This is a genomic window from uncultured Pseudokineococcus sp., assembly GCF_947495735.1.
GTDB lineage: Bacteria > Actinomycetota > Actinomycetes > Actinomycetales > Quadrisphaeraceae > Pseudokineococcus.
On record NZ_CANMAA010000001.1, the window covers coordinates 641,898 to 665,505 of the forward strand.

Annotated in this window: 20 protein-coding genes; 12 read left to right on the forward strand and 8 right to left on the reverse strand. The window is 79.1% G+C overall.

Annotated elements, in window-relative coordinates; translation table 11 throughout:
- Nucleotides 1-27 precede the first annotated feature (27 nt).
- A complete protein-coding gene (locus tag Q0848_RS02685) occupies nucleotides 28-1,197 on the reverse strand; it encodes a 2-phospho-L-lactate transferase CofD family protein (protein WP_299034405.1) in 1,170 nt (389 codons plus the stop codon).
- A 514-nt stretch (nucleotides 1,198-1,711) separates the two neighbouring features.
- Here Q0848_RS02685 and Q0848_RS02690 point away from each other — a divergent pair.
- From Q0848_RS02690 to Q0848_RS02700, 3 genes are all read left to right on the forward strand, one after another.
- A complete protein-coding gene (locus Q0848_RS02690) occupies nucleotides 1,712-1,954 on the forward strand; it encodes a WhiB family transcriptional regulator (protein ID WP_366146386.1) in 243 nt (80 codons plus the stop codon).
- 97 nt (nucleotides 1,955-2,051) lie between these two features.
- Nucleotides 2,052-5,546 (forward strand): glycosyltransferase, encoded by a 3,495-nt coding sequence (locus Q0848_RS02695; RefSeq protein WP_299034407.1) that lies wholly within the window; start codon nucleotides 2,052-2,054, stop codon nucleotides 5,544-5,546.
- Complete coding sequence (locus Q0848_RS02700; protein WP_299034408.1) at nucleotides 5,543-7,519, forward strand: DUF5719 family protein; 1,977 nt, start codon at nucleotides 5,543-5,545, stop codon at nucleotides 7,517-7,519. The genes Q0848_RS02695 and Q0848_RS02700 overlap by 4 nt, the downstream gene beginning before the upstream one ends.
- Before the next feature lie 119 nt (nucleotides 7,520-7,638).
- On the opposite strand, the gene Q0848_RS02705 is transcribed toward Q0848_RS02700, so the two are convergent.
- Nucleotides 7,639-8,127 (reverse strand): metallopeptidase family protein, encoded by a 489-nt coding sequence (locus Q0848_RS02705; RefSeq protein WP_299034411.1) that lies wholly within the window; start codon nucleotides 8,125-8,127, stop codon nucleotides 7,639-7,641.
- A gap of 253 nt (nucleotides 8,128-8,380) precedes the next feature.
- Here Q0848_RS02705 and Q0848_RS02710 point away from each other — a divergent pair, with 253 nt between their 5' ends.
- From Q0848_RS02710 to ahcY, 7 genes are all read left to right on the forward strand, one after another.
- The gene (locus Q0848_RS02710) at nucleotides 8,381-8,782 is read left to right on the forward strand and encodes a DUF3499 domain-containing protein (protein ID WP_299034413.1); all 402 of its coding nucleotides are present in this window, start codon (nucleotides 8,381-8,383) and stop codon (nucleotides 8,780-8,782) included.
- A 170-nt stretch (nucleotides 8,783-8,952) separates the two neighbouring features.
- Nucleotides 8,953-9,225 (forward strand): hypothetical protein, encoded by a 273-nt coding sequence (locus Q0848_RS02715; protein ID WP_299034415.1) that lies wholly within the window; start codon nucleotides 8,953-8,955, stop codon nucleotides 9,223-9,225.
- 65 nt (nucleotides 9,226-9,290) lie between these two features.
- Nucleotides 9,291-10,817, forward strand: a complete 1,527-nt coding sequence (locus Q0848_RS02720; RefSeq protein WP_299034417.1) for a phosphomannomutase/phosphoglucomutase — start codon at nucleotides 9,291-9,293, stop codon at nucleotides 10,815-10,817.
- Entirely contained in the window at nucleotides 10,814-11,074 is a 261-nt protein-coding gene (locus tag Q0848_RS02725; RefSeq protein WP_299034419.1) for a Trm112 family protein, read from the forward strand. The genes Q0848_RS02720 and Q0848_RS02725 overlap by 4 nt, the downstream gene beginning before the upstream one ends.
- Nucleotides 11,067-12,218 carry an SIS domain-containing protein gene (locus Q0848_RS02730; protein ID WP_299034421.1) on the forward strand — a complete coding sequence of 384 codons (1,152 nt, stop codon included), beginning with the start codon at nucleotides 11,067-11,069 and terminating at the stop codon, nucleotides 12,216-12,218. Before Q0848_RS02725 ends, Q0848_RS02730 begins: the two co-directional genes overlap by 8 nt.
- A gap of 153 nt (nucleotides 12,219-12,371) precedes the next feature.
- Nucleotides 12,372-12,773 carry a hypothetical protein gene (locus Q0848_RS02735; RefSeq protein WP_299034423.1) on the forward strand — a complete coding sequence of 134 codons (402 nt, stop codon included), beginning with the start codon at nucleotides 12,372-12,374 and terminating at the stop codon, nucleotides 12,771-12,773.
- A 215-nt stretch (nucleotides 12,774-12,988) separates the two neighbouring features.
- Entirely contained in the window at nucleotides 12,989-14,461 is a 1,473-nt protein-coding gene (ahcY, locus tag Q0848_RS02740; RefSeq protein WP_299034522.1) for an adenosylhomocysteinase, read from the forward strand.
- 243 nt (nucleotides 14,462-14,704) lie between these two features.
- On the opposite strand, the gene Q0848_RS02745 is transcribed toward ahcY, so the two are convergent.
- Nucleotides 14,705-15,568, reverse strand: a complete 864-nt coding sequence (locus Q0848_RS02745; protein WP_299034424.1) for an RDD family protein — start codon at nucleotides 15,566-15,568, stop codon at nucleotides 14,705-14,707.
- Nucleotides 15,569-15,650: 82 nt separating this feature from the next.
- Here Q0848_RS02745 and Q0848_RS02750 point away from each other — a divergent pair, with 82 nt between their 5' ends.
- Both Q0848_RS02750 and Q0848_RS02755 read left to right on the forward strand, forming a co-directional pair.
- On the forward strand, nucleotides 15,651-16,646 hold the full coding sequence (locus Q0848_RS02750; RefSeq protein WP_299034426.1) for a stage II sporulation protein M: 996 nt from the start codon (nucleotides 15,651-15,653) through the stop codon (nucleotides 16,644-16,646).
- Nucleotides 16,647-16,704: 58 nt separating this feature from the next.
- Nucleotides 16,705-18,024: a uracil-xanthine permease family protein gene (locus Q0848_RS02755; protein ID WP_299034428.1), complete on the forward strand. Its 1,320-nt coding sequence runs from the start codon at nucleotides 16,705-16,707 to the stop codon at nucleotides 18,022-18,024.
- 116 nt (nucleotides 18,025-18,140) lie between these two features.
- On the opposite strand, the gene Q0848_RS02760 is transcribed toward Q0848_RS02755, so the two are convergent.
- The 5 genes from Q0848_RS02760 to Q0848_RS02780 form a co-directional block, all read right to left on the reverse strand.
- Entirely contained in the window at nucleotides 18,141-19,433 is a 1,293-nt protein-coding gene (locus tag Q0848_RS02760; RefSeq protein ID WP_299034430.1) for a DUF58 domain-containing protein, read from the reverse strand.
- Nucleotides 19,434-19,441: 8 nt separating this feature from the next.
- Nucleotides 19,442-20,422, reverse strand: coding sequence for a MoxR family ATPase (locus Q0848_RS02765; protein WP_366146387.1), 981 nt, complete (start codon nucleotides 20,420-20,422; stop codon nucleotides 19,442-19,444).
- Between the two features lie 74 nt (nucleotides 20,423-20,496).
- Nucleotides 20,497-21,711, reverse strand: a complete 1,215-nt coding sequence (locus tag Q0848_RS02770; protein ID WP_299034434.1) for a DUF4350 domain-containing protein — start codon at nucleotides 21,709-21,711, stop codon at nucleotides 20,497-20,499.
- Nucleotides 21,708-22,304, reverse strand: coding sequence for a DUF4129 domain-containing protein (locus tag Q0848_RS02775; protein WP_299034436.1), 597 nt, complete (start codon nucleotides 22,302-22,304; stop codon nucleotides 21,708-21,710). Before Q0848_RS02775 ends, Q0848_RS02770 begins: the two co-directional genes overlap by 4 nt.
- Before the next feature lie 77 nt (nucleotides 22,305-22,381).
- Nucleotides 22,382-23,515 carry a glycerophosphoryl diester phosphodiesterase membrane domain-containing protein gene (locus Q0848_RS02780; RefSeq protein ID WP_299034437.1) on the reverse strand — a complete coding sequence of 378 codons (1,134 nt, stop codon included), beginning with the start codon at nucleotides 23,513-23,515 and terminating at the stop codon, nucleotides 22,382-22,384.
- Between the last annotated feature and the right edge of the window lie 93 nt (nucleotides 23,516-23,608).

The following is a 23,608-nucleotide window of genomic DNA, read 5'->3' on the forward strand; positions in this document are numbered from 1 at the left end:
GTCCCTGAGCGCCTCCGTCGGGGGCGCTCACGCCGCGAGGCCCGCGTGCGCGATCGGCACCGAGCCCGAGCTCGACCTCGGCCTCACGTCGAGGTCCGCCAGCTCGGCGGCGAGGTCGAGCGCCGCCCCGGCGATGCGCGCGGCGTCGGCCGGGGTGGTCATCAGCAGGGGCTCTGCCCGGACCCGGAGGTCGTCCGCGGACCGCCCCGCGAGCGCCCGGTCGTCGCGGCCGGGCGCGTCGGCCGGGTCCACCAGCCAGGCGTCGAGCACGTCGGCGTACAGGCCCGCGACCGCCGCCGCGGTCGTCGGGACGCCGACCGCCCGCAGGCACGCGTCCGCCATGCCGCGCACGGGCGCCCCACCGACGACGGGGGAGACCCCGACGACGGGCGCGCGGGTGGCGCGCAGGGCCTCGCGCACGCCCGGCACCGCGAGGACGGCGCCGAGGGAGACCACCGGGTTGCTCGGCGGCAGCAGGACGACGTCGGCGTCGCGCAGGGCCTCCAGGACGCCGGGTCCCGGCCGCGCCGCCCGGGCCCCGGCCACGGCGATGCGGCGCGCGGGCGGGACGGCGTGGTGGCGCACCCACCACTCCTGGAAGTGCAGCGCCCGCTCGCCCGGGCCCGCCAGGCCGCCCGCGAGGGGGGAGACGACCGAGCCGCCCCGGTCGGGGGCGTCCGCGGCGTCGACGACGACGTGCGTCTCGACCGGGTCGTCCGTCATCGGCAGGAGGCGGACGCCGGGGCGCCAGCGCTCGCACAGCCGGGCGGTCGCCGCCGACAGCGGCACCCCCTCCGCGAGGAGCCGGGTGCGCAGGACGTGGGTCGCGAGGTCCTTGTCGCCGAGGGAGAACCAGTCCGGCGGGTCGCCGTGCGCGGCCAGCTCGCCCGCCACCGCGAAGGTCTCCCCGGCGCGGCCCCAGCCGCGCTCGTCGTCCGCGCCGCCGCCGAGGGTGTACATGACGCTGTCGAGGTCCGGGCACACCCGCAGGCCGTGCAGCGTCACGTCGTCCGCGGTGTTGCCGATGACGACGACGTCGTGCTCCGCGGCCTCGCCGCGGTGGTCCTGGGTATCGGGGTCCTGGGTGCCGGGGTCCCGGGTGCCGGGGTCCTGGGCGCGGCGGGAGTCGAGCTCCGCGAGGAGGCCCCGCAGGAACCGGGCCCCGCCCACGCCGCCGGACAGGGCTGTGATGCGCATGCGCCCATCCTGGCGCCCGCGCCGGGCCGCTCGCGCCGCGGTCCGGTCCCGCCCCGCGGGGCTCGGGCCCGCGCCGGCGTCAGCTCGGCGGGGCGACGCGGGCCGGTGACGGGGCGTCGGGAACGACCACTCGCGGTGACGCCACGAGCACCCGACGGGACGGTGCGCCTACACCGAGCGGGCTTGACGGCGCGCGCACGACACGCGTGTAATTCAGTCACGCGCCGCGGCTCCGCCGGGCAGCCCTGGAGCCCCGCTCCGCCCGCACTGCAGAGGAGAGGCCTCCGTGCCCCACAGGACGCACGCACCGCACCGCGACGACGAGGACCTTCTCGGCGCGCCGGACCTGCTGGGCGCCCGGGCCGCGGAGCTGGACGTCGTCGTCGGTCCCTGGCCGGCCGCCGCCCCGGACGAGGGCGGGCTCGGCGGTGGCGAGGAGCGCTGGTCCTCCGCCCCCGTCGGCCGTCAGCATCCCGGCCCCCGCGGCGCGTCCCCGCTGGAGGCGCTCGCCGGTCTGGCCGACGACGGCGACGAGGGCGTCCTGGGGTGGCAGGAGCGCGCCCTGTGCGCCCAGACCGACCCGGAGGCGTTCTTCCCCGAGAAGGGCGGCTCCACCCGCGAGGCCAAGCGCGTCTGCGTCTCCTGCGACGTGCGCGCCGAGTGCCTGGAGTACGCGCTCCTGCACGACGAGCGCTTCGGCATCTGGGGCGGCCTCTCCGAGCGCGAGCGCCGCAAGCTCAAGCGGCGCGCGGTCTGACCTCGGCTCCGGCGCCGGTCGGGCGCGCCCCCGGCGGCGAGGAGCGCCCCGGCGCTCGCGCCGGGGCACCCCCCGCGCTCCCGTACCGTTGCCCGGCGTGAAGCCCCTGCCCGAGCCCGGACCGTCGAGCTCGACGACGCCCGGCGCGACGGCCCCCGGCGGCGCGGCAGCCTCCCGCGACGGGTCCGTCGGCAGGAGCGCTGCGGTGCCGGGTGCGGTCGCCGTCACGGCCCTGCTGCTCGTCACCGACCCGTCCGAGGAGGGGGCCGAGCGGCTGCGCCGGACCCTCCGCGCCCTCGAGGCGCAGGCGCTGCCGGCCGACGCCGTCGTCGCCGTGGCGGCGGGCTGCTCGCCCGAGTCCCTCGCCGTCCTGCGCGAGCACGGGCTGGAGCCCTACCTGCGCCGGCGCTCCACCCCCGCCGAGCTGATCCGGGTCCTGCCCGGCGCCCCGCCGTCCGGCCGCCGTCGGCCCCGCGAGGCCGACGGCCGGGCGCGTCCCACGGGCACCACGCGGGGGACGACCACCACGGGCGCCGCCGAGGGCGCCGTCGCGCCGGACCCGGACGCCCCGGTCCCGTGGCTGTGGCTGCTCACCGACGACGTCGAGCCCGCCCCGGACGCCCTGCAGCGCCTGCTCGAGGCGGTGGAGCTGCGCCCGGGCATCGCCGTGGCCGGCCCGAAGGTGCGCGACGCCGACCGCCCGGGCCGCCTCCTGCAGGTCGGCTTCACGACCAGCCGCCGGGGCACCGCCCTGACGCGCGTGGGCGCCGACGAGCTCGACCAGGGCCAGGCGGACGACCGCGAGGACGTCCTCGCGGTCAGCGTGCCGGGCATGCTCGTGCGCCGCGACGTCCTCGACGAGGTCGGCGGGTTCGACCCCGGCCTGCCCGCCGACGGCGCGGACCTGGACCTGTGCCGCCGCGTGCGGATGGCCGGGCACAGCGTCGTCGTCGTGCCCGCGTCGGTGGTGGAGCGGCCCGGACGGCGCGCCGAGCGCGTCGGCGGGTCCCCGCGCGCGGCCGCGTACACGCGGCTCGTGTCCGCCTCCCCGCTCGGCCTGCCGTTCGCCCTGGTCGGGGTCCTGGTCGGCGGCGTGCTGCGCGCGCTCTGGCGGTTCCTGGTCAAGGACCCCGGGCACGCGCCCGCCGAGCTGGGGCGCGTCGTCGGCGTGGTGCTGCGCCCGGACCGGGTCGTGGCGGCGCGGCGTCGCGCGGGGACCGCCCAGGTGCGCGGGCGCTCGTCCCTCGCGCCGCTGCTGGCCACGCGCGCCGAGGTGCTGCGCCACCACCGGGACCGCTGGTCCCTGCGCCGCGCGGCCGCCGACGCCGAGGCCGAGGACGCCGCCGAGGCGGCGCGCCACGCCCGCCCGCAGGCCCCGGGCGGGCTCCCGCCGCGGCGCGACCCGCTGCCCGCGCTGGTGCTCGGCGCCGTGCTGCTCGGCGTCTCGGCGCTGGCCCTGCACCGCGTCGTCGGCGCGGGTGCGGTCCAGGCGCCCGCGCTGCCGGCGGCGCCCGCGAGCTGGGCGGACCTGCGGGAGGCGGCGACGTCGTCGTGGGCCGCGGTGGCGACCGGCTCGGCGACGCCGCCGGACCCCTTCGTCGCCGTCCTCGCCGCGGCGAGCCTCGTGCTCGCCGGGTCCCCTGCCGTGCTCGTGCCGGTCCTGCTGCTGCTGGCCCTGCCGGTCTCGGCGGTGTCGGCGTGGTGGGGCGCCGGGGTCCTCGTCCGCGGCCGGGTGGTGCGCCTCGCGGCGGCGCTCGCCTGGGCGGCGGGGGCGCCGCTGCTGACCGGCGCCGCCACGGGGCGGCTCGGACCGGTGGTGGCCCACGCGGCCCTGCCGTGGCTCGCCCGCGGTCTCGTCTCGGGCTGGCGCGCCCGCTCGGCGCGCCGGGCCTGGGCCGTCACCGGGTCGGTGGCCCTGGCCCTGGTCGTCGTCGGCACCGGCGCGCCGGTGCTGCTCGTGCCGGCGCTGCTCGCCGTGCTCGTCGTCGCCGCCAGCGCCCGTCGGCGCCTGCCGCTGCTCGCCTCGGTGGTGCCCGTCGCGGCGGTCGTCGGCCCCTGGGCGCGCGGCGTCGTCTCGAGCGTGGTGGACGGCGACGCGGGGCTCGCCCTCGGTGCGCTGCTGGGGAGCCCGCTGCCCCCGGTCGCGACGGTCGCCGCCCCGGTCTGGCAGCAGGCGCTCGGGCAGCCGCTGGACGCCTCGGCGTGGGCCGTGCGGGGTCTCGGTCTCCCGGAGTCCTGGCCCGCGGAGGTCCTCACCGCGCTGCCCCTGGCCGCACCCGTCGTGCTCGCCGTGGTGGCCCTGGTCGCGGTGGTCCTGCGCCCCCGTGCCGTGGGCGGGTGGGCCCTGGTCCTGCTCGGGACCGCGCTCGCCCTCACCGCCGCGCTCGTGGGCACGGGGGTCACGCGCTCCGGGGGCGAGGCCGTCGTGGCGGCGGCCTGGTCCGGCCCCGGAGCCAGCACCGCCCTCCTCGGCCTGCTGGTCGCGGCCCTGCCGCTGCTCGCCGGGCCGCTGGGGGCGACGGGCCCGCGCGCCCCCGCTCCGGACCGTCCGCGCCGGCGCGCCGCCCGCCTGGTGGCGGCGGGGCTCGTCGCCCTGCTCGCCGGCGCCACGACGGGCGCGTGGGCGCTCGCCCAGGCGGCCACGTCCTCGCAGGAGGCAGCGGCCTCCGGCCTCGTGGCGCGCGGCGCCGGACCGCTGCTGCCCGAGGTCTCCGCGAGCAGCGCCACCACGCCGCAGGCCCTGCGGACCCTGGTGCTGCGACCCTCCGCGGCCCCGACCGCGGACGGCCTGGCGGCGGCGGGCCCCGGCGACGAGGAGTCCGCGCCCGCCGACGGCTCCGCCGGGGCGGGCTCGGCGCCGGCGCCGGTCACGGCCTCGCTGGTGCGCGGCGGCGTCGACCTGTCGGACCTGCTCTCGCTCGCGGCCGCAGCCTCCGCCGCGCCGGGCGAGCAGGAGCCCGACGCCGCGGTCCGGCCCGTGGCCGACGCGGCGGCCGCGCTCGTGGCCAGCGAGGCGCGGGCGCGGGACCGCCTGGCCGCGCTCGGCGTCGGCTTCGTCGTCCTCCTGCCGCCGCCGGGGGCCAGCACGGCGGCCGGCACCGACGCCGCGTCCGCCGTCGACGCCCTCGGCGGGCTCGAGCAGGCCGCCGAGGTCGAGGGCGCGCTGCTGTGGCGGGTCGCGCCGCGAGCCGCCGCGGCCGCCGCGCAGGACCCGTCCACGGCGGGTGACCTCGGGGTCGTCCGCCTGCTGGCGGACGACGGCGCCGTCCAGGGCGTCGTCGGGGCCGACGCCCTCACCGGCTCGACGCCCGTCCCCGAGGGCGTCGAGGGCCGCGCCGTGGTCCTGGCCGAGCAGGCGGACCCGGGCTGGACGGCGACCGTGGACGGCGTCCCGCTCGTCCCCGTGGCCAGCCCGGACCCCTCCGCGCCGTGGGCCCAGGCCTTCGCCCTGCCCGTCGGGGGCGGCGACCTCGCGGTGCGCCACGACGGCGGCTGGGCGTCGCCGAGCGGTCCCTGGCCGTGGGTCGCCGGCGCGAGCCTGCTGCTCGCGGTGCTGCTGGCCGTCCCGCTGCCCGGGCGGAGGAGCCTGTGAGCCCCCGCTGGCGCGGCCGCCCCCTCTCGGGCGAGCCGGGCCCCGCGGAGGGGGCGGCTGCCGACGCGACGACGACGGACGAGACGACGGGAGCCGTGGTGGACGACGACGGGCGCGCAGCGGACGGCGCGGCGCGGCGCGGGTGGACCCCCGCCCCGCCCAGCAGCTCCGCGGCCAGCAGCTCCGCGGCCGGCACCTCCGCGGCCGACAGCTCCACGGCCGGCAGCGCCGCGGACGGCCCCTCGGCGGGCAGCCCGTCGACCGACCGCGCCGCGGGCGCCGGCACGAGCGCCGCGGGCGCCTCGTCGGCCGGGACCTCCGCTGCGCCGCGCGACCCCGCGGCGGCCGGGGACGTGCGGGGCGGGCCGTGGCGCACGCCCCGCGTCCTGGCGGCGGTGGCCTCGGGCCTGCTGGTCCTCGGGGTGGCGGGGACGGCCGTGGCCGGCGCGTCGCTGCGCCCCGTGGACGGGCGCGAGCAGGTGCCCGACGGCGGCGTCGTGCAGGTGGGCAGCGGCCCCGGCACCTCGACGCTCGGCTGCCCGGGCGGCCCCGTCGCGCCGGTCGCGCCGGTCGAGACGGACAGCGACTTCGCGGTCGTGCAGACGCCGCCGGACCAGCGCCTGGGCCTCCTGGCCGCCGGGGCCCAGGGCCCCGTCACGACGGCTCCCGCGCTGGTGGCGGGCTCCTCGACCACCACGGGCGCCGAGCCCGCGGCGGCCGGGGAGGTCCAGCCCGTCGACGGCACCGCCGTCGGCGGCGGCGCGGCCGGCACCGGGGGCGCGGCGGTGCTCTCCGCCACGGGCGCGGACGACGAGCCGGCGCCCTCGCTGTCGGCGCTCGCGACCACGGCGACGCCGGACGGCGACCTGCAGGGCCTCGCCGCAGCCGCGTGCCCGTCCCCGACGTCCGACGCGTGGCTCGTCGGCGGCTCCACGTCCGCGGGCAGCAGCAGCCGTCTCGTCCTGGTCAACCCCGGGGCCACGGCCGCCGAGGTCGACGTCGAGCTGCTGACGCCCGACGGCCTGCAGCAGCCGCCCGCGGGCCAGGGCGTCGTGGTCCCGGCGGGCCAGCGCGCCGAGCTGCTGGTCGAGGGGCTCGTCGGCGGCGTCGAGGCGCTCGCCGTCCACGTCACGAGCACGGGCGGGGCGGTCGCGCCGTCGCTGGTCGTCACGCGCCTGGAGGGGCTGGTGCCCCGGGGCGTCGAGGTCGTCGTGCCGTCGGCGCCCCCGGCGCAGGAGCAGGTGGTCCCCGGCGTGGCCACCGCGGGGAGCAGCACCGCGGTGCTGCGCCTGGCCGTCCCCGGCCCCGAGCCCGCCGGCGTCCGCTGGGACGTCCTGGCGGACGAGGCCGGCGCCGAGGCGGCCGGGGCGCTGTCGTCGGAGGCGACCGTGCCCGCGAGCAGCACGGTCGACGTGCCCCTCGGCGGGGTGCCCGCCGGCTCGGCGGGCGTCGCCGTCACCTCGGACGCGCCCGTCGTGGCCTCCGTCGTCCTCGAGCGCCTGTCCACCGCCGCCGAGGCGGGTCCCGCCGACCTGGCCGTCGCCCCCGCCACGGCGCCGGTGGCGCCCGGTGCGGGCCTCGCGCTGCCCGCGGCGGACGCGGGGCTGACGGCGTCGCTGCTGCTGACCAACGCCACCGACGAGCCCGCGACGGCCGAGCTCGTGGGCGTCTCGGCCACCGCCGAGCAGGGGGAGCCCGTGGCGGTCCAGGTGCCGGCCCGCTCGACGACGGCGGTGGACCCGGCCTCGCTGGGGGCGGTCGCCGGCGTCCTCGTCGTCGGCGCGGACGTCCCCGGCGCGCGGGCCGCTGCGTCCGCGGGCGCCGGGGCCGAGCGCAGCAGCGGCCTGCACGCCGCCCTGGTGCTCACGGCCCCCGCCCCGGCCGGCGCCGTGGCCGTCGCCGTCCCCTCCTCGGTGCCGGCCGCGGCGGGCAGCACCCCGGTGCTCGTGACCGCCCCGGGCCGCTGGCCGTGACCGGGCCCTGACCCACCGCTGACCGCCCGGCCCAGCTCCCGCGTCGGCAGCTCGACCTGCCCCGCCGCGTCGCCGGGACCGGTCGGGCCGGGGGCACCAGGCAGGCCGGGGGGCGGGGGTCAGCCCTCGCGGTAGTGCGGGTCGAGGCGCTCGGGCTCGGTGCCCAGGGCGTGGGCGATCTGCTCCACCACCACGTGGTGGACGAGGTCCTCGAGGTCGCCGGCGCCGCTCGCGCGCGTCTCCACCGGGCGGCGGTAGACGACGACGCGGGCCGGCTGCCCGCGGTGGGCGGCCGAGAAGCGCCCCAGCGGGACGGCCTCGTCGGCGCCGGGGGAGGGGTCCGACGGCGGCACGTCCTCGACCGCGAACTCCAGGTGCGACAGGGGCTCGTCGAGGACCTGCTCGACCTCCTCCACGGCGTCCAGGACGAGGTCGTCGAAGCGCTCGCCCCGGGTGCGCGAGGCCGGCAGCGCGGCGGGGAGCAGGGGACCGCGCAGCCCGCGGCCGCGGCGGTCCCGGCGGGTGCGGTGCGGGCGTCCGGCCCGGGGCTGCCTCGTCGACGACCGCTCGGTCGGGGTCGGCGGGGTGGACGGCTGCGGGTCCGGCACGCGCCCAGGCTACGGCGCGCACGGCCGGCGCCGGCGTCGTCCCCGTGCTCCCGGCGACGACGCCCCGGACGGCCCCCGGCCCCCGGCCCGGCGGCGTGGTGGCGCGGGCCCCCCGTGCTCGGCGGGTAGCGTCCCCGCCTGTGACGTCCTCCCCGCTCACCGGCCGCCCCCCGGCCGCGCCGGTCCCCGCCGCGGGCCGCCGGTCGGCGCGCCCGGCCGGGCCCGGGGCGCCCGAGCCCCGCGGGAGCCGGCCGTGAGCCCGGGGTCGCAGGGGCCCGGCCCTCGACCGGGTGCCCGGCGGTGCTGCCGCAGCGCCTGCCAGCACCCCGCCGTCGCCACGCTGACGTACGTCTACGCCGACTCGACCGCGGTCCTGGGCTCGCTGTCGGCCAGCCCGGAGCCGCACACCTACGACCTCTGCGCCCCCCACGCCGAGCGGCTGACGGCGCCCCGCGGCTGGGAGGTCGTGCGGCTGGCGCCCGACGTCCCCCAGGAGCGGCGCAGCGACGACGACCTGCTGGCCCTCGCCGACGCCGTGCGCGACGCCGCCCGCCCGCGTCCTGCGCCGCCCGCCCCGCCGGAGCCCGCGCAGGAGACCGCCCGGCGGGGCCACCTGCGCGTGCTGCGCGACGCCGGCGGCCGCCCGCCCCGCTGACCGGCCCGCCCGCCGGACCGCCCGGGCGGTCGGACCGCGCGGCAGGGTCGGCGGCGACCTGAGGGTTCCGCTGCTCCGGACGGGTGAGGCGCTCAAGGGCGTCACCCCCTCGGCCGATGCAGGCGGGGTCACGCCGCCACCGGCGGCCCCCGCACCGCGAGGAGCTCCCCGTGCCCAGCCGCCGCGCCGCCACCTCCGCCCCCCGTCAGCGCCGTCGCCCCGAGCCGGTGCCGCCGCTGGGCTCGCTGACCCAGAGCGAGGCCGTCACCACCTCCTGCGTCGCGTGCGGCGCCGAGCGCGTCACCCGCCTGGCGATGACCCTGACCGACGGCACCCCCGCCGTCTTCACCTCCTGCACCCGCTGCGAGCACCGGGGCTGGGAGACCGAGGGCGCGACCCTCTCGATCGACGACGTCGTCGACCGCACGCGCCGTCCCGTCTGAGCCGTCCCGTCCGGCCCACCCCGTCCGGCCGTCCGGCGCCGCCCGCCCCGGTAGCCTCCGGCGGCGTGAGCACCTCCGACCTGTCGGCGATCGTCAAGGCCTACGACGTGCGCGGCGTCGTCCCCGACCAGTGGGACGAGCGCGCGGCGCGCGCGCTCGGCGCCGCGGTGGCCGACGTGCTCGTCCTCGAGGCGGCGCACCCGGCCGGGGGCTCCCCGGACCGCGGCTCCGGCGCCGGCGGCGCGCGACGCCTGGTCGTCGGCCACGACATGCGCCCCAGCTCCCCGGGCCTCGTCGACGCGTTCGCGGCGGGCGCCCAGGACCGCGGCGTCGACGTCGTCGTCATCGGCCTGTGCTCGACCGACGGCCTCTACTACGCCAGCGGCGTCATGGACGCCCCGGGCGCGATGTTCACAGCCAGCCACAACCCGGCGCAGTACAACGGCATCAAGCTGTGCCGGGCCGGCGCGCGCCCCGTCAGCCTCGACTCCGGCCTCGCGGCCGTCCGCGACCACGCGAGCGCGTCGCTGGCCGAGGGCGGCCCCCAGGTCGTCGACGACCGCGGGGCCCGCACCGACACCGACGTGCTGCGCGGCTACGGCGAGCACCTGCGGGGGCTCGTCGACCTCTCAGGCTCGCGGCCGCTGCGCGTCGTCGTCGACGCCGGCAACGGCATGGCCGGGCTCACGGTCCCCGCCGTCCTCGGCGACGCGGCGGGCCTGCCCGCCCTCCCGCTCGACGTGCGCCCGCTGTACTTCGAGCTCGACGGCACCTTCCCGAACCACGAGGCCAACCCGCTGGAGCCGGCCAACCTCGTGGACCTGCAGCGCGCCGTCGTCGAGCAGGGAGCCGACCTCGGGCTGGCCTTCGACGGCGACGCCGACCGCGTGTTCGTCGTCGACGAGCGGGGCGGGGCCGTGAGCCCCAGCGCCGTCACGGCTCTCGTGGCGCTGCGCGAGGTGGCCCGCGCGCGGGAGGCCGACCCCGAGGCGCCCGTGACGGTCATCCACAACCTCATCACCTCCGCCGTGGTCCCCGACGTCGTCAGCGCCGCCGGCGCCACGCCCGTCCGCACCCGGGTGGGCCACAGCTACATCAAGGAGGAGATGGCGCGCACGGGCGCCGTCTTCGGCGGCGAGCACTCGGCGCACTACTACTTCAGCGACTTCTGGGGCGCCGACACCGGCATGCTCGCGGCGATGCACGTGCTCGCGGCGCTGGGGGAGGACGACCGCCCGCTGTCCGCCCTCGTCGCCGACTACGCGCCCTACGCGGCGAGCGGCGAGGTCAACAGCGTCGTGGCGGACGTCCCGGCCGCGGTGGCGCGGGTCCGCGACGTGTTCTCGGCCCGCGGCGCGGGCTTCGACGACCTCGACGGGATGACCGTCACCGCCCCCGTCGGCAGCGGCGACGAGGCCGAGGAGGCCCCGCCCTCCGCCGGTCCGGGGGGACCGGGCGGTCGGGCGTGGTGGTTCAACCTGCGCGCCAGCAACACCGAGCCGCTGCTGCGGCTCAACGTCGAGGGCGTCGACGCGGCGACCACCGACGCCGTCCGCGACGAGGTCCTCGCGCTCGTGCGGGCCGACGCGTGAGCGCGGCGAGCGGCGCGTCCGCCGGCCCGGACCTGCCCGTCTGGCTGCGGGAGGTCCTGCGCTGCCCGGCGACGCGGGGCCCGCTGCAGGACGTGCGCGACGACGACGGGCGCCTGGTCGGGCTGCTCAGCACGTCCGCCGACCCGCCGCTGCTCTACCCCGTGGTGGACGGCATCCCCGTGCTGCTCGTCGACGAGGGCGTGCCGCAGGCGCCCGCCGCGGGCGGGGACGCCGGGCCCGGAGCCGTCGGTGCCTGAGCTGGACGAGGGCCTCCTCGACGACGCCGACCGCCTGGCCGCGGCCGACCCCTCCTCGGTGCTGCGGGCGCTGGCGGGCGCCGGCGCGCAGGTGCGCCGGGCCCGCGAGCTGGTGGAGGACTCCCCGGCCTCCCGGTGGGACGCCGCCGACCGCCCGCGCGCCGTCGTCGTGGCCGCGCGCGGCGGCGCGACCGTCGTCGCGGGGGCGCTGGAGGCCCTCGCCGGCCAGCGCGCCGCCGTGCCGGTGGTCGCGCGCACGGGCGCCGCGCTCCCGGCGTGGGTCGGCGCCCTCGACCTCGTGGTCGCCGTCTCGCTGTCCGGCCGCGCGGAGGCGACGGTCGCCCTGGCCGCCGAGGCCGGGCGCCGCGGGGCCCGGCTGCTGACCGTCGGCGCCGCCGGCTCGCCGCTCGAGACGGTCTGCGCGATCGCCCGCGGGGTGCACGTGCCGCTGCCGGAGCCCGGCCGCGAGGCGACGTCCGCGCCGACGTCGCGCACCGCGCTGTGGTCGCTGCTGACCCCGGCGCTGTGCGTGACCTCCGCGCTGGGGGTGCTCGCCCCGCTGGGGGAGGGCTCGCCGGCCGAGGCGCTCGACGAGGTCGCCGCGGCCCTCGACGCGGAGGCCGAGGCCTGCCGCCCGGGCTCGGAGTCCTTCGTCAACCCCGCCAAGGCGCTGGCGCTCGACCTCGCCGCGGACCTGCCCGTCGTCCTGGGCGACGGCGACCTCGCCGGCGTCGCCGCGCGCCGCGCCGCGTCGGTGCTCGCGCGCACCGCCCGCATCCCCGCCGTCCACGGGCGCCTGCCCGACGACGCGGGCGACCTGGTGGCCACCTTCGGCGGGCCCTTCGCGGCCGCGGCCGAGGACGAGCTGTTCGAGGACCCCTTCCTCGACGGCCCGTCCCGCAGCCGCCTGCGGCTGGTCATGCTCCGCGAGGCCACCACGGGCCCCTCCTCGGCCGTGCTGCGCCTCGCCGAGCGCTCCGGCGTGCGCACCACCGACGTCGTGGCCGACGCGCCGGGTCCGCTGGCCCGCTTCGCCCAGCTCGTCGCCCGCACCGACTTCGCCGCGGCCTACCTCGCCCTGGCCACGGGCCTGGACCCGGGCACCTCGCCCCACGTCGCCGAGCTGCGGGACGTCCTGGGCTGACGTCGCGGAACCGGGACCCGCGCCGCCCGCGGGCGCCCGTCGAGGCCCGGTGACGCCCGGACGGAGCAGCGCGCTCGGCCGAGGGGGTGAGCGGCGGGCGGGACCCCTCAGTCGCCGCTCCAGGCCCGGCGTCCGCCTGCCGACACCCCCGTCATGGCGACGAGCGACGTGACCGAGTTCCCGACGGCCCCCTCTGCGGCGGCGACCACCACGCTGGCGGCGCGCACGGCCACGACGCCCCCGGGCCAGGCGCGCCCGGCGCACGACGACCTCGCGCACGACGACCTCGCGCCCGCGCAGCCGACGGCGGCCGTGCCGGGGCAGCGGACCGTCCTCGACCAGGGCCTGGTCGAGGAGCTGGGGGCCGCGCCGGCGGGTGCACCGGACTTCGAGCGGCCCTCCGTCGCCGGCCACGGCGCCCTTCCCGAGACGGCCGACGAAGCCGACCCGGGCCGCGGCACGCCGCTGCAGGCGCTGGCCGGCTGGGGCGGCGCGCTGGTGCTGGGGGCCACCTGCTGGGCCGGGGCCCTCGCCGTCATCGGCCGCTTCGTCTGACGAGCCCGCCCCCGGGGAGGGGCGGACCGGTGCGAACCGGCCCGCTCCCGGCCCCGGAGGTAGGGTCGACGTGCCCGGCGTCGGTGATGCCGCAGGCCCAGAGGGGCTGCGCCGGTGACCCGACCGCCCCTCCCGCGAAGGAGTCCACCGTGACCCTCACCGCCCCCGCCGCTCCCGACACGACCGCCCCCGCCGGCTCCACGGCGCCGCAGGACCTGCCGACGGCCGTCGTCGTCGGCGACGTCGAGCACCTCGTCGCCGACCTCGGCCTCGCCGAGGCCGGACGCCACCAGATCCGCCTCGCCGAGCACGAGATGCCCGGCCTCATGGCGCTGCGCGAGGAGATGGGCCCGACCCAGCCGCTGCGCGGGGCCCGCATCACCGGCTCGCTGCACATGACCGTGCAGACGGCCGTGCTCATCGAGACCCTCACGGCGCTCGGCGCCGAGGTCCGCTGGGCCAGCTGCAACATCTTCTCCACCCAGGACGAGGCCGCCGCGGCGATCGTCGTCGGCACGGGGACCCCCGAGGCGCCCGCCGGCGTGCCCGTCTTCGCCTGGAAGGGCGAGACCCTCGCCGAGTACTGGTGGTGCACCGACCGCGCCCTGGACTGGACGCGCGAGGGCTTCGGCGGCCCCAACATGCTGCTCGACGACGGCGGCGACGCCACCCTGCTCGTGCACGACGGCGTCCTGGCCGAGGAGGCCGGCGAGGTCCCCGGTGCCGAGACGGCCGAGAACGCCGAGCACGCCGTCGTCCTGGAGACCCTGCGCCGCAGCCTCGCGGCCGACTCCCAGCGCTTCACCAAGCTGGTGGCCGAGCTCAAGGGCGTCACCGAGGAGACCACGACCGGCGTCCACCGCCTCGTGGAGATGTCGCGCGAGGGCCGCCTGCTGTTCCCGGCGATCAACGTCAACGACGCCGTCACCAAGTCCAAGTTCGACAACACCTACGGCTGCCGCCACAGCCTCGTCGACGGCCTCAACCGGGCCACCGACATCCTCATCGGCGGCAAGGTCGCGGTCGTCTGCGGCTACGGCGACGTCGGCAAGGGCTGCGCCGAGTCGCTGCGCGGCCAGGGCGCGCGCGTCATCGTCACCGAGGTCGACCCCATCTGCGCGCTCCAGGCCGCGATGGAGGGCTACCAGGTGACGACGCTCGACGAGGTGCTGCCGGTCGCCGACATCGTCGTCACCACGACGGGCTGCAAGGACGTCGTGACCGCCGACCAGATGCAGCGGATGAAGGACAAGGCCGTGGTGGCGAACATCGGCCACTTCGACAACGAGATCGACATGGCCGGCCTCGCGGCGCTGCCCGGCGTCGTGCGCACCGAGATCAAGCCCCAGGTGCACGAGTGGGTCTTCCCCGCCGGCGAGGCGGGCGAGCACAGCATCATCGTGCTGTCCGAGGGGCGGCTCATGAACCTCGGCAACGCGACCGGCCACCCGTCCTTCGTCATGAGCTGCTCGTTCTCCAACCAGGTCATCGCCCAGGTGGAGCTGTTCACGCGCACCGACGAGTACTCCACCGCGGTGCACGTGCTGCCCAAGCACCTCGACGAGAAGGTCGCCCGCCTGCACCTCGGCGCCCTCGGCGTCCGGCTCACCGAGCTGAGCTCCGCGCAGGCGTCCTACCTCGGCGTCCCCGTCGAGGGGCCGTTCAAGCCCGAGGCCTACCGCTACTGATCAACCGCCGACCGGCTCCGCCGGTGCTGCCGTGACGGGCGGCCGTCCCCTCCGGGGACGGCCGCCCGTCCGCGTCCCTGACCTCCGACCCCCGGCGCACCCTGTCGACTCCCCGCCGTGGTGGGGCCTCTAAACCTGCACCCTGTCGACTCTCTGCCGTCATGGCGGCACCTAGGGCGGCACTGTGTCGGCTCTCTGCCGTGGTGAGGCCCTCTGAAGGGCACTCTGTCGGCTGTCTGGCAGTCAGCCGCCGAAGGGCAGGCGCTGCAGCTCGTCGGCGTCGCGACGTCGGCGCTCCTCCTGGCCGCGCAGGCGCTCGAGGTCGCGGCGGCGCCGCTCCGCCAGGACCGCCGACAGCACGCGCTCGGGCGTCGCCGAGGACGGCGGGGGCGGGAAGACGCGGGCCACGACGTCCGCGCGCAGCTGGGCGCCGAGGCGCTCGCGGGACGTGGGGTTGAGCTTGTCGGTGCGCGCCAGGAGCTGCCGGCACGCGAGCGCCAGCCCGGCGGGCAGCACGCCGACGTCGGCGCTGGCGGCCCAGCGGGCGAGCTCCGGCGGCATCACGACCTCGCGCACCTCCTGCTGCGCCGCCCGCTCGCGGATGACGACGGTGCCCGCGAGGAGGTCGCCGAGGCGCTTGCCGCGCCGGTTGGACAGCGCCGTGATCAGCGCGGGAGCGCCCGTCAGCAGCCACAGCTCGCCGACGCCCGTCAGCGCCCGGACCACCGCGTGGCGGAAGCGCACGGGGCCGCCGTCGTCGCGCACGACGCGCGTGCCGACGACCAGCCGCCCGACGGAGCGGCCGCGGGTGAGCGTCTCCACGGTCGTCGGGATGCCGACGACGACCAGCGCGCTCAGCACGGCGACGACGGTCGCGAGGGTGGACGTGTTCGTCTCCGCCAGCCGCGGGACCGCGACGACGAGCACGAGGGCCGCGACCGCGAGGACGACGAGCGCGTCCAGCAGGGCCGCGAGGATGCGCAGGGCGGCCGAGGCGCGCGGCAGCTCCAGCACGACGGCGTCCCCCGTGACGACGCCCGTCCCCAGGGCGGAGGCCAGCGCCTCGTCCTCCCAGTGCGCCGAGCGCCCGTCCTCCGCGGTGGTCACGGACCCCATGCTGGCAGGCGGCCCGGCTCGGTAGCGTGAGCCCGTGCGCTGCCCGGGCGCCGCGGACCGCAGGGGAGCACCGGTGGACGTCGACGCCTTCGTGCAGGTGCACGAGCCCACCTGGCTGCGCCTGGAGGAGGTGCTCCGCCGGGGCCGGCTGCAGGGCGCCGACGCCGACGAGCTGCTGCGCCTGTACCAGCGCACGGCCACGCACCTGTCGGTGCTGCAGGCGAGCAGCCCCGACCCCGTGCTCGTCTCCCGGCTCTCGCGGCTCGTGGCGCGCGCCCGCAGCCGCATCGGCGGGGTGCGCGAGCCCGTGTGGCGCGAGGCGGCTCGCTTCCTGCTGGTCTCCTTCCCGGTGGCCGTCTACCGCATCCGCTGGGTGGTGGTGGGCGTCGCCGCGGTGTTCCTGGCGCTCGCGACGGCCGTGGCGGTCTGGACGGCGTCCGACCCCGCCGTCATCGCCTCGATCGGCAGCGAGCAGGAGCTCCGCCAGCTCGTCGACCGCGACTTCGTCGACTACTACTCCCAGAACACCCCGGCGTCCTTCGCCGGGCAGGTGTGGACGAACAACGCGCGCATCGCCGCGCTGTGCGTGGCCTTCGGCATCACGGGCGTCTTCGTGCTCTACATCATCGCGGCGAACGCGCTGGGCGTGGGCTCGACGGCGGGGGTGATGTTCGCCTACGGCCGCGGCGACGTCTTCTTCGCCTTCATCCTCCCGCACGGACTGATGGAGCTCACGGCCGTCTTCGTCGCCGCCGCGGCCGGCCTCGCCCTGTTCTGGGCCTGGGTCGCCCCCGGGGCGCGCACGCGCGCGGACGCGCTGGCCGCCGAGGGCAGGGCGCTGTTCACCGTCGCGCTGGGGCTCGTCGGCGTCCTCGCGATCAGCGGCGTCGTCGAGGGCTTCGTGACGCCTGCGCCGTGGCCGACCGCGGTCCGCATCGGCATCGGCGCGCTGGTGCTCCTGGCCTTCTGCGCCTACGTCGGGGTCCTGGGACGTCGGGGCGTGGCGGCGGGGGAGACCGGCGACCTGCGCGCCGGCGACGTCGGCGACGTCGCTCCCGTGCGCGGCTGAGCCCGCGCCGTCCTCGCCGGGCACCCGGGTGACCGGGAGGCCCCTACGCTCCACAGCCGTGAGCGCACCCCGCAGACGGTTCTCCGGCTGGACCCTCCACGGCGACGGGCGCACCGTCGGCCCCGGCGAGGTGGTCGCCCCGGGGGAGCGCCTGGTCTGGTCGCGGACGGTGCTGATCGGCGTCCAGCACGTCGTCGCCATGTTCGGGGCGACCTTCCTGGTGCCGCTCATCACCGGGCTGCCGCCGTCGACCACCCTGTTCTTCTCGGCGGTCGGCACGCTGCTGTTCCTGCTGGTCACCGGCGGCCGGCTGCCCAGCTACCTCGGCTCGAGCTTCGCCTTCATCGCGCCCATCGCCGCCGCGACGGCGCAGGGCGGCGTGGCGACGGCCCTCGGCGGCGTCCTGGTGACGGGCCTGGCGCTCGCGCTCGTCGGCGTCGTCGTGCACGTCGCCGGGCCCCGCTGGATCGCGCTGCTCATGCCCCCCGTGGTCACCGGCACGATCGTCGCACTCATCGGCCTCAACCTGGCCCCGAGCGCGCGGGCCAACGTCGAGGCCGGCCCGGTCACCGCGGTGGTCACCCTCGTCGTGATCATCCTCGCGACGGTGCTCTTCACGGGCCTGCTCGGCCGGCTCGGGATCCTGGTCGGCGTCGCCGCGGGGTACGTCGTCGCGCTGGTGCGCGGCGAGGTCGACCTCGCCCCCGTGGGGGAGGCCGCCTGGGTAGGCCTGCCGCCCTTCACCGCGCCCGTGCTGGACGTCGCCGTGCTCGGGCTCTTCCTGCCGGTCGTGCTGGTGCTCGTCGCCGAGAACGTCGGCCACGTCACCTCGGTCGCCGCCATGACGGGCTCGGACGTCGAGCGCCTCACCGGTCGGGCGGTCTTCGCCGACGGCGCCGCCACCGCGCTCGCGGGGCTCGGCGGCGGCTCGGGGACGACGACGTACGCGGAGAACATCGGCGTCATGGCCGCCACCCGCGTGTACTCGACGGCCGCCTACCTCGTCGCGGCGCTCGCCGCCCTCGGGCTGAGCCTCTCGCCCAAGGTGGGCGCTCTCATCGCCTCGGTGCCCGCCGGCGTCCTCGGCGGCGCGGCCACGGTGCTGTACGGGCTCATCGGCGTCCTCGGAGCCCGCATCTGGGTGCAGCGCCGGGTCGACTTCTCCGACCCGGTGAACCTCATGACCGCCGGCGCGGCGCTGGTCATCGGCATCGCCGACTACACGCTGGTCCTCGGCGACCTCGTCTTCGGCGGCATCGCGCTCGGCTCGGGCGCGGCGATCGGCGTCTACCACGGCATGCGCGGCGTCCAGCGGCTGCGCGGGACCCGCCCCGAGGACCAGCGGGCCGACCTCGTGGACGCCGCCGACGCCCCCTGAGGTCGTCGAGCGGGCGGCTCCGGGGCCCGCAGGCCGCCGACTCCTCCGGGGGCGGACGCTCTGCCGGGCGGGGGGTCGCTGCCGTCCTCGGGTGGGGGCGCCGCCGGCAGGGCCCCTCAGAGCCGGCCGGCGGCCTTGAGCGCAAGGTAGGCGTCGGCCAGCCGCGGCGGCAGCTCCTCGGGCGTCCCGCGGACGACGTGCACCCCGGTGCGCCCGAGGCGCTCGACGAGCCGGTCGGTCTCCAGCAGCACGCGCTCGGCGGCCGCGGCGTCGTAGACCTCCACGGCGTCGCCGCGCCGCGCGCGCATCTCCTCGACGCGCGGGTCGGTCACCGAGGCGACGACCACCTGGTGGCGGCCCGTGAGCTGGCCGAGGACGGGCAGCAGGCCCTCCTCGACGGCGGCCGGCTCCAGCGGCGTGAGCAGCACCACCAGGGCGCGGCGGGTGAGGGCCGTGCGGACCGTGCGGGCCACGAGCGTCCAGTCGGCCTCGACCAGGCGCGCCTCCAGGGGCGCCATGGCCTGCACGAGCGCCGGGAGGAGAGCCGCTCCCGTGGTCTTCTGCACGCGGGCCCGCACGCGCCGGTCGACCGCCACGAGGTCCACCCGGTCACCGGCCCGCGAGGCCAGGGCGGCCAGCAGGAGCGCGGCGTCCATCGCCGCGTCCAGGCGCGGCGCGTCGCCCACGCGCCCGGCGGCGGTCCGGGAGGTGTCCAGGACGAGCAGCACCCGGCGGTCGCGCTCGGGCCGCCAGGTGCGCACGACGAGCTCCTGCCGGCGCGCGGTGGCGCGCCAGTCGATGGAGCGGACGTCGTCGCCCTCGACGTAGTCGCGCAGGCTGTCGAACTCCGTGCCCTGCCCGCGGACCTGGGTCGCCGAGCGGCCCTCGAGGTCGCGCAGGCGCGCCAGGCGGCTGGGCAGGTGCCGGCGGGAGCGGAAGTGCGGCAGCACGCGCAGCGACGCCGGCACCTCCCGCGAGCGCTGCCGGGCCACCAGCCCGAGCGGCCCCAGGGCGCGCACGGTCACGCGGTCGCCCTCGCGGTCCCCGCGCCGGGTCGGGAGCAGGGGCGTCAGGAACCGCCGGCGCTCGCCGGCGGGCACGTCGAGGCGGTGCCGGTCCCCGGAGGGGCCCGCCGAGGGGCCCCACGCGTCGCGCACCAGCCCGCGCAGCCGCCGCGGCCCGGGGTTGGTCACCACGAGCGCGCTCGTCGCCGGCTCGCCCAGGCGCACGCCCGACGGGACGTCGCGCGCGAGCCCCAGCCGCTTCGGGGACGCCGCCAGCGCGAGGTCCACGACGACGGCGAGCAGCACGAGCACCGCCCACGTCAGCGCGGGCGCCCAGCCGGGCAGGAGCCCGATCGGGACGGCGCCGAGGGCGACCAGCAGGACGAGGCGTCCGGTGACGGCCACGGGCGGGATCAGCGGGGGACGGCGACGCCGGCGAGCACGCTCGCCAGGACGGCGTCCACGGTCACGCCCTCGAGCTCGGCCTCCGGGCGCAGCTGGACGCGGTGCCCCAGCGTCGCCGGCGCGAGCGCCTTGACGTCGTCGGGCGTCACGTAGTCGCGGCCCTGCAGCCACGCCCAGGCGCGGCTGGTGGCCAGCAGCATCGTGGCGCCGCGGGGCGAGACGCCGAGGGAGAGCGACGGCGCCTCGCGCGTCGCCCGGACGACGTCGACGACGTAGCCGAGCACCTCGGGCGCCACGCGCACCTGCCCGACGGCGCGGGCGCCGGCGGCCAGGTGCTCCGGACCGGCGACCGGGCGCAGGCCCGCGGCGGCGAGGTCGCGGGGGTCGAAGCCCCCCGCGTGGCGCTGCAGCACCTCCAGCTCGACGTCGCGCGGCGGCAGCGGCAGCCGCAGCTTGAGCAGGAAGCGGTCGAGCTGGGCCTCGGGCAGGGGGTAGGTGCCCTCCTGCTCGACGGGGTTCTGCGTCGCGGCGACGACGAAGGGCCGCGGCAGCAGCCGGGGACGCCCGTCCACGGTGACCTGCCGCTCCTCCATGGCCTCGAGCAGGGAGGCCTGCGTCTTCGGCGGGGTGCGGTTGATCTCGTCGGCCAGCAGCAGGTTGGTGAAGACGGGGCCCTCGCGGAAGACGAGGTCGGAGACCCCGGCGTCGTAGACGAGGGAGCCCGTGACGTCGCCCGGCATCAGGTCGGGCGTGAACTGCACGCGGGCCGTGCCCAGGCGCAGCGAGGCGGCGAGGGAGCGGACGAGGAGGGTCTTGGCCGTCCCGGGCACCCCCTCGAGCAGGACGTGCCCGCGGCTGAGGAGGGCGACGACGAGGCCGGTGACGGCGACGTCCTGGCCCACCACGGCCTTGGCGACCTCGGCGCGGACGGCCGTGAGGGCCTCGCGGGCCTCGTCGGCCGAGGGCAGCGCGAGCCCGTCGGCGGGCAGGTCGGCCGGGGAGCTGCCGGCGGGCGCGTCGGGGACGGGGGCGGGCGGGCTGTCGGGCTGGTGCGTCGGCTCGGTCACGAGCTGCGGACCTCCTTCTCCAGGGAGTCGAGGGCGTCGGCGAGGACCACGAGGGCGGCGTCGTCGCGCGGGGCGGGGGAGCGGTAGAGGGCGTCCACCTCGGCGGCCGGCCGGCCGGTGGCGGACGCGGTCGCGTCGACGACGGCGGTGGTGCCGGCGGAGACGGGGACGCCGAGCCGCCCGGCCAGCCGGCCCAGCGAGGCCGACCTCAGCACGGCGGCGGCGTGCGCGCGGTCGCCGGCCGCGCGGTAGAGCCGTCCGCGCCCCTCGACGGCCTCCGAGGCGCGGACGACGACGGGCAGCTGCTCGGGCACGAGGCGTCCCAGGCGCCGTCCGCGCCACAGGAGCAGCAGGAGCGCGGCGACGACGAGCACCTGCGCGGCGCGCACCAGGCCCGGGGGCACGAGGGCGGACAGGGGGAGGGGCTCGTCGGACAGCGCGGGGTCGAGCGGGTCGGGCAGGTACCAGACCAGGGCGTCCCGCGCGCCGAGCGTGCGCAGGGCGAGGGCGGCGTTGCCCTCGTCGGCGACCGCCTCGTTGGTCAGGACCTCGGGCTGGCCGAGCACGACGACCCGCGAGCCGTCGCCGTCGACGACGGCGTAGGGGGCGCCGCCGAACGGCAGGCCGTAGCAGAGCGAGACGGAGGGGTCCTCGTCGTCGCGCGGCTCGACGAGCGCCCCGCCGCCGGTGGCGGGTCCGGCCGCCCGGGCGGCCGGCACGTCGCACTGGGGCGGGACGGCGGGAGCCGCCTCGATCTCCTCGGCGGTGCGCAGCGCCGGGGCCAGCACCTCGAGGTCGTCCGCCGGGGGCGCCAGCAGCACGAGGTCCGCGCCCGAGCCCGCCAGGTCCTCCAGCTGGGCCCGCCCGAGGGGCGCGGTCGGCACGACCAGGACGGCGGCCCCGCCCGGACCGGCGGCGCGCACGGCCTCCAGGGTCGCCTCGGTGCTCGTCGTGCGCGTGACCGGGACGCCGAGGTCCTCGAGCACCTGGGCCACGGCGCGACCGCCCTCGGGCGCCGGGCTCGTGGGGTCCAGGTCGCCCTGCCCCGTGCCGCGCGAGGCGAGCGCGAGGGCCACGAGCACGAGCACCGCCAGCCCGGCGAGGGCGAGAGGGCCCCGGCCCGGACGGCGGCGGCGCGCCGGGTCCGGTGCCGTCTCCCCGTGCCCGGCCCCGCCGGCGCTCGCGGGACGGACGGCGGCCGGGGCGCTCACGGCGCGGCTCCGGACGGCAGCTGCGCATCGGCGGGGCGCTCGGCGCGCACGCGCTCGTCCAGGCGGCGCAGCCGGGCGTCGTCCTGCTCGCTGCCGGGCGCCGACCCGTAGACGACGTCGTCGAAGACGCGGGCGCCGGCGCGCAGGTCGTCGGCGACGGCGGGCAGCGCGGCCCCCATCTCCGCGGCGGCCTCGGTGGCGGTGCGGCCGGGGCGCTCGTCGAGCAGCACCCGCTCCTCCGCCCCGCGGACGACGGCGCGGAAGCGCTCCGCGACGGCGCCGGGCCAGTCGCCCTCGGCGGCCAGCGCGTCCGCGCGGGCGCGGTGGGCGTCGGCGCTGCGCCGGGCGTCGTCGGCGAAGACGTCGTCGGGCGCGCCGGCCCCGCCCCGCCCGCGCCGCACCACCTGACCCGCGACCCGCAGGGCCACGAGCACGAGGACGAGGAGCGCGGCCACGACGAGGGCGTCCACCACGGGGCCGCCGTCGAGGTCGTCGGGGAGCAGCTCGGCGACGCGGTCGCGCAGCCAGCGCAGGGCCTGCTGGAGCGGCCCGGGGCGGGCCTCGGCGTAGACCGTGCCGCTCAGCTCGCGCACGAGGGCGTCCTGCGCCTCGTCGCGGCCGACGTCGCCGGCGCCCAGCCGCGACAGGGCTCCGGCGCTCGGGGCGGTGGTCAGGGCGCTGCCTCGCCGGCGGCCCGGGCGAGCTCCACGTCCAGGCCCTCCTGGCGGATGCGCAGGTCGGTGTACAGCAGCGCGACGACGGCCGACGCGAACGGCTGCACGAGGATGCTCGCGACCGTCCCGAACAGCAGGGTCACGAAGGCGGCCAGCGCGCTGCCCGCGGTGCTGCCCACGACGACGTCGATGACGCCGCTGACGACCCCGGCCGGGACCACGAGGACGGCGGTGGCGATGGACACGAGCACGTAGGTGAGCAGGAGGACGCCGAAGACGCGCCACCACGTGCCGCGCACGAGCCCGGCGCTGCGACCGAGCGCCGAGAAGACTCCGCGCCCCTCGAGCAGGAGCGCCACCGCGGCGAAGGCCCACCGCGTCCCCAGCCAGACCGCGACGGCGACGCCCGCGAGCAGACCCAGGACCAGGCCGCCGACGCCGGCGCCCGTGCCGGCGAAGAACCCGAGGGCGCCGATCCCGGCTCCGAGGAGGACCACCGCGAAGTAGACGAGACCGGTGAGCAGCGCCAGCCCGACCAGGGCCAGCACGCGCCCTCGCACCCGCTGCCAGAGCTCGCCCGCGGGGACGGTGCGGCCGATCACCGAGCCGCTGACCGACAGGACGAGCAGCCCCGTCAGGACGGTGGTGGCCACGAGGGAGACGACGGTCGTGACGGGGTCGGTGCCGGCGAGGTCGAGGGCGGAGAACTCGCTCCCGGCGCCCGCCGCGGGCAGCGACTCGTTGAGCACCGCGGCGAAGGCGCTCCCGAACAGGGGCGCCAGCAGCAGCGAGAGGACCGCCACGGCCCCGAAGACCGCCGCGCTGGTGCCGAGCATCACGCGGGGGTTGGCGCTGATGGCCCGGAAGCCGCCCTCGAGGAGCTCCAGCGCGCCGAGCGGGCGCAGCGGCACGATGCCGGGCCGCTGGGGGGAGGACCACGCGGGTCCTGCGCCGGGCGGCGGTCCCCACCCCGGGGCGGTCGAGGGCGGCTGCCCGGGCGCCCCGGCGTCCCCGTCCCGCGGTGCTCCGCTCCCGACGGACCAGCCCGTCGCGGGGGCCTCGTCGGCACCCGCCCCCGCGGGCGTGCGCTCGTCGTCGCCGGGGCGCCCCCAGCCCTGGTGCTCGGTCATCCTCGCCTCGTCCTCCTCGTGCCGGTCGCGGGCCGCGTCGTCCGGGGCCGGGGCGACCCTTCACCGGCGCGCTCGAGCGCCCGACCGCCCCTC

Coding starts and splice junctions, on each gene's coding strand:
- Q0848_RS02685 (WP_299034405.1), bottom strand. CDS start 1,197: ATGCGCATCACAGCCCTGTCCGGCGGCGTGGGCGGGGCCCGGTTCCTG.
- Q0848_RS02735 (WP_299034423.1), top strand. CDS start 12,372: ATGGCGACGAGCGACGTGACCGAGTTCCCGACGGCCCCCTCTGCGGCG.
- Q0848_RS02780 (WP_299034437.1), bottom strand. CDS start 23,515: ATGACCGAGCACCAGGGCTGGGGGCGCCCCGGCGACGACGAGCGCACG.